11 protein-coding genes and 1 pseudogene are annotated in these 10,557 nt (G+C 68.4%); 1 reads left to right on the top strand and 11 read right to left on the bottom strand.

Annotated elements, in window-relative coordinates:
• Positions 1 to 701: DUF2142 domain-containing protein (locus tag AC1DVT_RS13600; RefSeq protein WP_477389588.1), on the top strand; the 701-nt coding region annotated here is incomplete at its 5' end.
• 315 nt (positions 702 to 1,016) lie between these two features.
• Here AC1DVT_RS13600 and AC1DVT_RS13595 read toward each other — a convergent pair.
• From AC1DVT_RS13595 to AC1DVT_RS13545, 11 genes and pseudogenes are all read right to left on the bottom strand, one after another.
• On the bottom strand, positions 1,017 to 2,216 hold the full coding sequence (locus tag AC1DVT_RS13595) for an acyltransferase family protein (RefSeq protein ID WP_477389587.1): 1,200 nt from the start codon (positions 2,214 to 2,216) through the stop codon (positions 1,017 to 1,019).
• Positions 2,217 to 2,490: 274 nt separating this feature from the next.
• Positions 2,491 to 3,180, bottom strand: a complete 690-nt coding sequence (locus AC1DVT_RS13590; RefSeq protein ID WP_477389585.1) for a DUF2520 domain-containing protein — start codon at positions 3,178 to 3,180, stop codon at positions 2,491 to 2,493.
• Positions 3,177 to 4,781 carry a PH domain-containing protein gene (locus AC1DVT_RS13585; protein WP_477389584.1) on the bottom strand — a complete coding sequence of 535 codons (1,605 nt, stop codon included), beginning with the start codon at positions 4,779 to 4,781 and terminating at the stop codon, positions 3,177 to 3,179. The genes AC1DVT_RS13590 and AC1DVT_RS13585 overlap by 4 nt, the downstream gene beginning before the upstream one ends.
• A 56-nt stretch (positions 4,782 to 4,837) precedes the next feature.
• Complete coding sequence (locus tag AC1DVT_RS13580) at positions 4,838 to 5,365, bottom strand: PH domain-containing protein (RefSeq protein ID WP_477389590.1); 528 nt, start codon at positions 5,363 to 5,365, stop codon at positions 4,838 to 4,840.
• A gap of 112 nt (positions 5,366 to 5,477) precedes the next feature.
• Positions 5,478 to 5,969 carry a DUF3180 domain-containing protein gene (locus AC1DVT_RS13575; protein WP_457100846.1) on the bottom strand — a complete coding sequence of 164 codons (492 nt, stop codon included), beginning with the start codon at positions 5,967 to 5,969 and terminating at the stop codon, positions 5,478 to 5,480.
• Positions 5,966 to 6,499, bottom strand: a complete 534-nt coding sequence (folK, locus tag AC1DVT_RS13570; protein ID WP_477389583.1) for a 2-amino-4-hydroxy-6-hydroxymethyldihydropteridine diphosphokinase — start codon at positions 6,497 to 6,499, stop codon at positions 5,966 to 5,968. Before folK ends, AC1DVT_RS13575 begins: the two co-directional genes overlap by 4 nt.
• The gene (gene folB / locus AC1DVT_RS13565) at positions 6,496 to 6,879 is read right to left on the bottom strand and encodes a dihydroneopterin aldolase (RefSeq protein ID WP_477389582.1); all 384 of its coding nucleotides are present in this window, start codon (positions 6,877 to 6,879) and stop codon (positions 6,496 to 6,498) included. Before folB ends, folK begins: the two co-directional genes overlap by 4 nt.
• Positions 6,867 to 7,664: a dihydropteroate synthase gene (folP, locus tag AC1DVT_RS13560; protein WP_477389589.1), complete on the bottom strand. Its 798-nt coding sequence runs from the start codon at positions 7,662 to 7,664 to the stop codon at positions 6,867 to 6,869. The genes folB and folP overlap by 13 nt, the downstream gene beginning before the upstream one ends.
• Before the next feature lie 28 nt (positions 7,665 to 7,692).
• Positions 7,693 to 8,295, bottom strand: coding sequence for a GTP cyclohydrolase I (gene folE / locus AC1DVT_RS13555; RefSeq protein ID WP_457100849.1), 603 nt, complete (start codon positions 8,293 to 8,295; stop codon positions 7,693 to 7,695).
• 9 nt (positions 8,296 to 8,304) lie between these two features.
• A complete protein-coding gene (ftsH, locus tag AC1DVT_RS13550) occupies positions 8,305 to 10,308 on the bottom strand; it encodes an ATP-dependent zinc metalloprotease FtsH (protein WP_477389581.1) in 2,004 nt (667 codons plus the stop codon).
• A gap of 165 nt (positions 10,309 to 10,473) precedes the next feature.
• A pseudogene (locus tag AC1DVT_RS13545) lies at positions 10,474 to 10,557 on the bottom strand (hypoxanthine phosphoribosyltransferase); the annotation flags it as partial.

Genomic DNA, 10,557 nt, shown 5'->3' with positions numbered 1-10,557 from the left:
CCTTCTACCTGGGTGCGGGCCAGGGCCTCGCGCCCGTCGTCGGCCTGGGGATCGACGGTCCCGCGCTGAGCACAGCAGATCACATCTCGAACCTGCTCGGCATACCGGGGCTTTGGCTGGGGGTCTTCGGCAGCGCTCCACTGGGATGGCTCGACACCAGCATGCCGACGATTGTCCCCGTGCTCGCATTCGGGTCATTCGGCGCCGCCTGCATCATCGGCCTTCGAGCGGTCTCGCCACGCCGGGCCATCGCGCTCGGCGCTGTCGCTGCCGCACTTTGGGCCGTGCCGTTCGTCCTCCTCGCCCAGTCGCAACTTCACGTCGAGGCCAACCTGATCCAACCGCGGTACATCCTTCCGCTCCTCGTGATCCTGATCGGCGTTGCGAGCGCGACCTCAGCGGCGGAGGCCGAGTGGTCAGCGCCACGAGCGGTGGTGATCGGGGTTTCGTTGTCCGTCGCGGCATCGCTCGCCCTCCATGTGAATCTGCAGAGATACACCACTGGTGCAGATCAGACAGCGATCGATCCGGGCAAGAATGCGGAGTGGTGGTGGCCATGGGGGCCATCCCCTCTGGTCGTCTGGCTRGTCGGCTCGGCCGCGTTCGCACTCGTCTTCGTTGTATTGGTCGTTCTTCGCGCTCGGCTTCCGACAGCAGAGGGTGGCGCCAAACCGCCTGTCGAAGGATCCCCTCCACACTGACCCCGAGACCAGCAGGGCGCGCGCCATGTGTCCGAGTCCGTAGATCCCGCCTCCGACAACCGCCGACAGTGGAGTGCACGGGCGCCGACAGGTATAAGCCGGGGTTCGGCACTCCGGCGTTGCGAAGCAGTCCGGCGGCCGGCACGACGATCGATCGCGAGAAGGTCGCGGCTATCACGATCCCCTCGGCGTAGGCCGGACGGTCCTCGGCGATAACGACCGGCTCGCAGCCGAGTTTGCAGGCAGGCACGTTGGCGGACGCGGGCCGCCCCGGTCCAGCGCAGGGCTGGGAGTTGTCTGGGACGGGGTTGCTCGCTACGGGGTGCGCTCTGTCCCGGCGGTCTCCCCGCTAAGGCTGTGGAGAGAGATAGTTCCCACCCCATCGTTGAGTGGTGCTTCGGGAGTGATCATCATTCCCCGTCGCTTGCTCACTCGCCGCCCCACTCTTCGCGATAGTAGATGGGCAGGCTGCTCGATCACGCGTGTGAAGGCTTCAGCGCCCAGGAGGACAACCGGGACGCCGACGAGCATCGCGATCCACCACGCAGTCCAGTCGAACGCGAAGGCAAGCGTCATGAGGATCGGAACATGAGTGAGGTAAAGGCCGAAAGAGACCCGACCCAACCACTGCAGAGGTCGCGAATCAAGAAGCCGCCGTACACCCCATGATCCGAGGCCTAGAAAGACGATCCCCATGGCGCCGACCACGATGGAAGCCTCGAAGAGGTGGGTGACAACCGTATATGGCTTCCGCAGGCTAAGTGATGCCGTGAACGCGGAACCGGTGATCAACAGCACGCTCGCCACGAAGATCAGAGACCACCGCAGCACATGCCGCGACGAACTGTCGATTCGTCGCGCCGCCGCGTGGATCCGGTCCAGATTCACCGCTGCGATCGCACCAATGAGAAACACTGGAAGACCCTTCATCCAAGGCGAGCCAAGTTCGCCGCCGATTGCGATGATCACCACTGACAGCACGACGACCCACACGGACCACCGCTTAGCACGTTGCGCGATCAAGACGTAGATGGGCAAGAGCAAGGAGAAGGCCATCTCCCATGTGAGCGACCACAGAGGTGCGTTCACCTGGGGGTGAGGAGCAACAAGGAGCGTTTCCGCCAAGAGTTCGAGCGGATCAAGAACGCGGGGCATGGCGGCCTGCCAGCCTGCTACCGGAAGCTCGTCGCGGCTTACTAGCACGAACAGGCCCACCGCGAGCAGAACAGAGGCGATCACGGGGAGGTAGAGACGGATGATCCGGCGTGGGTAGTACGCCAGCCAGTCATACCGGGCGGCGCGGAGCACAGGCAAGGTGAGCACGATCCCGCTCAGGAGGAAGAAGACCACAACGGCCTGCGCGCCGGAGATGAAGATCGACAGCGGCGACGAGTAGAGCCACCAGCGGAAACTGAACGGAGTGCCAGAACGTGGTCCGAGCCACTGCTCGAGATGGGGTTGGGCAATCAGGAAGATGTGAAAGAAAACAACGACAAGTGCCGCGACCCCGCGCAACCCGTCAAGAGCGGAGAGCCTGTGAGCGGAGGTCCTCGCTGCCACCCGTCCATTCGTAGCAGGCACGGTGCTCCATTCTCTTCCCGGGTTCTTCGGATCTCGGCGTCCGAGTCTTCAAGCTATCGAGTCACTGACTCTTTCACGGTCTTGATGTTCTTTGTGCAAGTTCCGTGTCAATCGATCCCACGGTTTGCCTATCCGAGGCCCGGGTCCTGGGCCGCAGGCGAGCCACAGCAACCTCATCGAGCCGCTCCGATCCAAGGGGAACTCCCGTTCACGCCACGAATCCTAGACCTGCATCGGTGAGCGCCTCGTCGATGGTGGAGTGCGCGAGCACCGACAGGTAGGAACTCGGATTGGGCACGCCGGCCCGAGCCAGCAACTCCACCGCCTGCTGGACGATCGCCCGCGAGAAAGTCGTCGCCGTCGCGATTCCCTCGGCGTAGGCCGCTCGGTCTTCCTCAGCGATGACGACCGGCTCGCAGCCGAGCTCGACCGCGAGCGCCTGCGCGATCGGCAGCACCGGACCTGGCGCGGTGACGGCCGCATAGGCGGTGGCCAGCACCCGCAGGTCCATCGAGGTGCCCGTGAAGACGATCGCCGGATGGACGGCCAGGGGGATCGCCCCGCGGGCGACGGCGGGCGCGAGCACGGCGGTGCCGTAGGCGGGGTCGGTGTGCAGCACGAGCTGGCCCGGCTGCCAGGCTCCGACATCGGCGAGGCCTGCGACCAGCCCGGGGAGTTCGTCGTGCGGCACGGCGATGATCACCAGCTCGCTGCGGCGCGCGACCTCGACCGTGTCGAGCACCGGCAGCCCGGGCAGCACGGCTTCGACCCGTTCGTCGTCCGAACCGCGGGTGATGCCGATCAGCGCATGGCCGGAACCGGCGAGTGCGGCGCCGATCACCGGACCGACCCGCCCTGCCCCGATGATCCCGACCCCGAGCCGCCCGTCGCGCCTCATGACTGCTCCTCTTCCTCTGCCCAGCGGTGGGTGCGGTCGACCGATGCCGAGCGCACGGCGCCGGCCGACGTCTCAGCGAACAGGCCCAGGGCTTCGTCGCGGTCGATCACCGACAGCGCAGCCGACACCGGTCCTGACACGGTGTGCGCCCGCGCCGAGGCGATCCGCAGCATCCGGTCGATCGGACCCTGCTCCAGGGCGAGACTCTGCAGCCGCGCCAGCGGCAGGATCGCGAGCTGGCGCCAGATCGCCCCGCGGCGCAGCAGCAGCAGGTCCGGCGTCACCCGGAATCCGTTGCGCCGCCACGACAGCGGGCGCAGGAGCCAGGCCCGCCGCGGCGAGTTCGTGAACGTGTCGCCCGCAGCCGGCCGCAGCACACCCTGCCGCACGATCAGCGGCCACTCTTCTGGCGGCACGTCCGGCAGCAGCAGCTCGAGCACGCGCTGCACATCGGCGAGCTTGCCCACCGGCAGCACCGTCGTGAACTGATCGCGGTTCGTGTCGCTCAGGCTCTTGCCCGACAGCCGATTGATCCGGATGCTCCACCAACCGGCTGGGCGCCACAGGATCGACTGGGCCACCTCGACGGCATGCACCCGGCCTGGGGGCACGATCTCGGTGATCGTGGTCAGCAGGCCGAAGGTGATGCGCACGCCGTCGGGCGTCGGGGCGATCGAATAGCGCAGCGACCGCGCGATCGAGCGGACCCAGTAGGCGATGAAGCCGATCACCGCGGGCACCATGCCGATGAGCAGCCAGGGCGTGCCCTGGATCGAGCCGACCGCGATGGCACCGATGGCGAACAGCAGTCCGACCGTCCCAGGACTGATGATGTGGGATGCCACGAGCCGGACGATCGGGATCTGCACAACCGAATCCGGCACGGCGACGGGTGCCTCATCGCCCTCGATGAGCCCGGTCACACCTCGTGAGACCGCCTGGCCGAGCGCGCTGACCCGCGAACTCTGCGCCGCGGGATGAGCCGCGGCATCCGCGAGTCGTCGTCCGGAGGCGAGGCGCAGGATGTCGGCGCGGACGGCCTCGGCGTTCGAGGTGGAGAGGTACTCCAGCCGGACATTGCCGTCGGTGCCCGCGCCGACCACCTCGAGCTTGGCCATGCCGAGCAGGCGCGCGACCATCGGACGGATCAGGTTGACCCCCTGCACCCGATCCAGCGGGGCACGGCGATGCGTGCGGAACAGGATGCCGCTGCGCACCTCGACGGCGTCTCCGGTGATCCGCAGCGTGTGGAACCGCCACGACAGGTAGTAGACGGCCGTCAGCGCCAGCAGGACCGCCAGCACGGCGAGCGCTGCGACCAGGTAAAGGTTATTCGCGATCACCCAGTCGACCGGGTCACCGCTCTCGAACCCCTCGAGCTCTCGGTCGATGTCCACGTCGGGGGCGAGCCACGGGAGGAAGAGCACGACCAGACGGTCGCGCAGGTTGGCGATGATGATGCCGGCCACGACGACGAGGAACAGCCCCCCGCGCAGCACCGGGGTCAGTGGGTGCAGCCGATGCCACTCGCCGTCGCTCAAGGGCGAGCGCGCGAGCAGTGGTGGGGGCGGCGGGACGCGATCGGGCGCGCTGTCCGGCACCGCGTCAGCAGATGGCACGGCGTCAACCGGTGGCGGGCCCCCCTGGGTCGGGTCGCTCATAGGCCGGTCCGCCGGCTCTCGGCCACGGCGACGAGGTGATCGCGCAACGTCTCGGCCGTGGTCTGCTTGAGGCCCGGAATGGTGACGCCGGTGCTGGCCGCCGCGGTGACGAACTTGAGCTGTGCGATGCCGAATCCGCGGTCGAGGGGGCCGTGGGTGATGTCGACGAGCTGCATGCGCCCGTAGGGGACGGCGACCATCCGCTGCCAGAGGATTCCCCGACGGAAGACGAGGTCGTCGTGCCGCAGCTGATAGCCGATCGCGCGCACCTGACGAGGGAGGATCGCGATGGTCCAGATCAGGATGACGCTGACGATTCCGCCGGGGATCAGCGCCCAGGTCTGGTGGAAGAAGAGAACAAGCACGAGCATGATGGCCACGACGACCGCGAGGCTGAGGCCGGACGAAATGAGCTGCACCCACAGGTAGCTGCGGGAGATCTGGTGCCAGACGCCCTGCTCGAGGGCGAGCCGGTGCGGCGACCGCGGCTCGATCAGCCGGTCGTAGGTGTTCGCGTCGAGCACGGCTTCGGTGTTCGCGTCGAGCACGGCTTCGGTGTTCGCGTCGAGCACGGCTTCGGTGTTCGGGTCGAGCGCGGAGCCGACGGTCGCGTCGAGCGCGGCATCCATCCCCTCGTCAGTGCGAGTGGACGTCGTATCCGGTCTCGGCGTCTCCGGGATGTTCGTCATCGTCGTCCTTCCGAATCGTGCACAGATGCTCGGCGACGAGGCCCGCGGTCATGAGCAGGACGCCGCAGACGATCGTCGCGATCACCGCTCCCCACGAGCCTATCGACGGTGTGACGGGGCGGGTGAGGAGGAAGAGGGCGAGGCCCCCCGCGAAACCGCCGAAACTCGCACCGACGATGGCCGAAGACTTGGCGAGCATCGCGATCCGCAACGCGCGGAACGGATTCACCGGCGAGCCGTCGGCGCCTCTGGTCGCGCGGCGGATCGGCAGCGCCAGCACGACGATGATGACGCCCAGCACGACCAGCAGGATCGGCAGCGTCACCGCTGGAGTGAACGTCGGTCGCCCCGCTCCGGTGAGCAGCTGGTCGAGAAGAAAGCCCGCGGCCACGCCGATGCCCGCGGCGAGCACCAGGATGGCGGCGCCGGTGCGCTTCACGAACCCTCCCGGAGGCGCTCGAGGAGCGTGTCGACGCGGCCCGCGCCGGGAAGCTCGGCATCGGGGTCGATCAGGAGCCACGGCTCCAAAACGAAGCTGCGCTCGGCGGCCCGCGGATGCGGCAGGAGCAGCCCGGGATCGTCGCTGCGCACGTCCCCGTACGCGATGAGGTCGAGGTCGAGGGTGCGATCGCCCCACCGTTCCCGGCGCTCACGCCCGTGCCGCGCCTCGATGGCATGCAGGTAGGAAAGCAGCACGGTGGGCGCCAGCCGGGTGGTGACGAGGGCGACGGCGTTCAGGTATGCCGGGGCCGAGGCATCCGGTCCATCCGGTCGCACGGCGACCGATTCGATGGCGGCCGATGCGCGGACGGCGTCGACCAGGGGCAGTCGACGCAGATCGGCGACCGCCTCATCCAGCACCGCGGCGCGATCGCCGAGGTTGGCGCCCAGGGCGACGACGGCATCGACGGCAGGACGCTCGGACGCCTCGTCGGATCCGCGGAACCCTTCCGCGAGGCGACGGCTCACGAGGGCTCCCCCGCTTCGGCGGCACGTCGGATGGTCACCGAGACGTCCGCGAACGGCACGGTGATGGGCGCCTGCGGCTTGTGGATGGTCACGCTCACCATCCGGACATGATCCCAAGTCAGCAAGTCGTCGGCGATGCGCGCGGCGAGCTTCTCCAGAAGATTGACCGGGTCGTTCGAGACGAGGGCGACGATGCGCTCGGCGACCTCGCCGTAGTGCACGGTGTCGGCCACATCGTCAGACGCCGCCGCCCGGGCAGTGCTGACGAAGAGGGTCACATCGACGACGAACTCCTGACCCTCGCGACGCTCCTCCTCGAAGACGCCGTGGTGGCCGAAAGCTCGAACACCCGTCAGGGTGATCTCGTCTAGGAAGTCCATCCAGCACCTTTCTCCCAGCTGCGGGCGACCCGCAGCGCGTCGACCGTCGCCGCTACATCGTGCACCCGCACGGCCCATGCGCCGGCCTGCGCGGCCAGCACGCTCGTCACCGCTGTGGCGAAGTCACGCCGTTGGACGGATGCCTCCGCTCCGAGTGCATCGGCGAGGAAGCGCTTGCGGCTCGTGCCGACCATCATCCGCGGGCCGAGCCCGGCGATCCGGGGCAGCCCGCGAAGCACTGCCCAGTTCTGCGCGCCCTGCTTGCCGAAGCCGATGCCGGGGTCGACGATCACCCGGGAAGGTGCGATCCCGGCCGCCGCGGCGGCGTCGATCCGCGCCGACAGCTCCCGCAGCACTTCGAGCACGACATCGTGGTACTCCGCCTGCGCGTACATGGCGGAGGAGGGACCTCGCCAGTGCTGCAGCACGACATCCGCGCCTGTGGGCGCGATCGCCGCGAGCATGTCGGGGTCGGCCAGCCCGCCCGAGACGTCGTTGACGATCCGGGCGCCCGCCTCCACGGCGGMTAGGGCGGTGCTCGCATTCATGGTGTCGATGCTGAGGACGGCGCCGGCCTCGGCGAGCGCTCGAACCACGGGCAGCACGCGCTCTCGCTCGACGGAAGGGTCGACGCGCTGCGCGCCCGGCCGGGTGGACTCGCCGCCGATGTCCAGCAGGTCGGCACCCTGCGCACGAAGCGCCAGACCGCGCGCGATCGCGGCATCCGTGTCCAGGTAGAGCCCGCCGTCGCTGAATGAGTCGGGAGTGACGTTGACCACCCCCATCACGAGGCAGCTCATCCGCGCCGCGCGCTCACTCGCGACCCGCCAGGCGTGGCGGCCCGATCAGGGCGATGAGCTCTGCGCGCGCGGCCGGCTCGGCGAGCTCGCCTCGGGCGGCGATCGTGACGGTGGAGGCCTCGGGCTGACGCTCCCCCCGCATGGTGACGCAGCCGTGCGAAGCGTCGAGCACTACGAGCACCCCGCGGGTGTCGAGCGCCTCGGAGATGGTGTCGGCGATCTGCTCGCCGAGCCGCTCCTGCACCTGGGGTCGCGCGGACAGCACCTCGACCACCTTCGGGAGGGCGCCGAGACCCACCACCTGATCGCCGGGCAGATACGCGATGTGCGCCCACCCACGGAACGGCAGCAGATGGTGCTCGCAGACGGATCGGAAGTGGATGTCGCGGAGCATGACCGCCCCGGACGGCGCCGTCTCCGGGGCCGGGCCGTGCGAGATCGAGATCGTGTGGGCGAGCGGAGCGGCAGGATCCTGCCCCACCCCGGCGAAGAACTCCGTGTAGGCGTCGGCCACGCGCGTGGGGGTCGCCTTGAGGCCCGGGCGCTCTGGATCCTCCCCGATCGCTTCGAGGAGCTCTCGCACGAGCGCGGCGACACGCTCACGGTCTACGGCCACAGGCCGAGCCTACGCGGTCGCGGGACGCGCCTGTCCGGTCGGCTGACGGCGGGGAGCCTTCTCCGGCACGGTCTGCTCGGCCTCGACCGAAACGGCCAGGCCCAGCTCGCTGCGGTGCGGCACATCGACGGGAGGGCGGGCCGAGACCGGTCGCCCATCGCTGGACAGCCACTGCGGGCGCGGCGGCAGCTTCTGGACGTCGCTGAAGATCTCGGCGAGCTCGATGTGGTCGAGCGTCTCCTTCTCGAGCAGCGCCAGCGCGAGTCGATCGAGCACCTCACGGTTGGCGTTGATCACCTCGTAGGCCTCGTTGTGGGCCTGCTCGATCAGCGCGCGCACCTGTGCGTCGACCCGCTCCGCGACACGTTCGCTGAAGTCACGGCCGTGACCCATGTCGCGGCCCATGAAGACCTCACCCGAGGAGGAGCCGAGCTTGACGGGTCCGACATCCATCGTCATGCCGTACTCGGTGACCATCTTGCGGGCGATGTTCGTCGCCTTCTCGATGTCGTTGCTGGCGCCGGTGGTGGGGTCGTGGAAGATGATCTCCTCAGCCACGCGGCCGCCCATCGCGTACGCGAGCTGGTCCTGCAGTTCGTTGCGGGTGATCGAGTACTTGTCGTCGAGCGGGAGCACCATCGTGTAGCCGAGCGCCTTGCCGCGCGGCAGGATCGTGACCTTCGTGACGGGGTCGGTGTGGTTCATCGCCGCGGCCGCGAGCGCGTGCCCGCCCTCGTGGTACGCCGTGATGAGCTTCTCTTTGTCCTTCATCACGCGGGTGCGGCGCTGGGGGCCGGCGATCACGCGGTCGATGGCCTCGTCGAGGGCGCGGTTGTCGATCAGCTGCGCGTTGGAGCGAGCAGTCAGCAGCGCAGCCTCGTTGAGGACGTTCGCCAGGTCGGCGCCCGTGAAGCCGGGGGTCTTGCGGGCGACGACCTCGAGGTCGACGCCGTCCGCGAGCGGCTTGCCACGGCCGTGCACCTCGAGAATGCGGGTACGGCCCTTGAGGTCGGGCGCATCGACGCCGATCTGGCGGTCGAAGCGACCCGGACGCAGCAGAGCGGGATCCAGGATGTCGGGGCGGTTGGTCGCCGCGATGACGATGACGTTCGCCTTCGGGTCGAATCCGTCCATCTCGACGAGCATCTGGTTGAGCGTCTGCTCGCGCTCGTCGTGCCCGCCGCCCATGCCGGCACCGCGGKGGCGGCCGACGGCGTCGATCTCGTCGATGAAGATGATCGCCGGAGCGCTCTCCTTCGCCTGGTTGAACAAGTCGCGCACGCGGCTCGCGCCGACGCCGACGAACATCTCGACGAAGTCGGAACCGGAGATCGAGTAGAACGGGACGCCCGCCTCACCGGCGACAGCGCGGGCGAGCAGGGTCTTGCCGGTTCCGGGAGGGCCGTACAGCAGGACGCCCTTCGGGATCCGCGCACCGACGGCCTGGAAGCGCGAGGGGTCCTTCAGGAAGTCCTTGATCTCCTGCATCTCCTCGATGGCCTCGTCGGAGCCGGCGACGTCCTCGAAGGTGACCGTCGGAGTCTCCTTGGTCACGAGCTTGGCGCGGGACTTGCCGAACTGCATGACCTTGCTGCCGCCGCCCTGGGCGGAAGACAGCAGGAACCAGAAGAGCAGGCCGAGCAGCAGGATCGGGAGGAAGAGCGAGATGAAGCCGTCGAACCAGCTCGCACGCGGAACGGCGTCGTCGAATCCGTCCTTCGGGTCGGCCGCGGTGATCGCGGCGACCACCTCGTCGGCACGGGCCTCGATGTAGTAGAACTGCACCTCGGTCGCGCCCTCGTACGGCTCGGAGAGCGTCATGTCGACGCGCTGATCGCCGTCGGTCGTCGTGACCTCGGTGACGGTTCCGCCGTCGAGCAGTTCGAGTCCCTGCTGGGTGGAGATCTGCTTGGCCCCGCCGAGGCTCGAGATCAGAGAGAAGCCCACGACGAGCAGGAACCCGATCATCAGCACGTAGAAGAGCGGATTGCGGGTGATCTTCTTGAGGTCCATGGTGCGGGCTGGGCCCGTTCCCTTTCGTCAGCCGACCCGCGGCAGGGTGGCGGAAGCCGCGCCGGCGGGTGGATTCAGGGTATCGCGGGCAGGCTATGACGAATCTGTGCATTCGCCCATGGCGGAATCGATGCGCGCTGTGCGCGTGCGACGGAGCAGGGCGGTTCAGGAGTAGACGTGCGGTGCGAGCACCGCGACGTCGCGGAGATTCCGGTACTTCTCGGCGTAATCGAGGCCGTACCCGATGAC

This window comes from Microbacterium sp. P2_F9, assembly GCF_056403635.1.
This window is presented reverse-complemented; position numbering and strand designations above follow the sequence as displayed.

Excerpts from the sequence above, each read along its gene's own strand:
- AC1DVT_RS13590 (WP_477389585.1), bottom strand. The coding sequence starts at position 3,180 with ATGAGGCGCGACGGGCGGCTCGGGGTCGGGATCATCGGGGCAGGGCGG.
- folB (WP_477389582.1), bottom strand. The coding sequence starts at position 6,879 with ATGGACTTCCTAGACGAGATCACCCTGACGGGTGTTCGAGCTTTCGGC.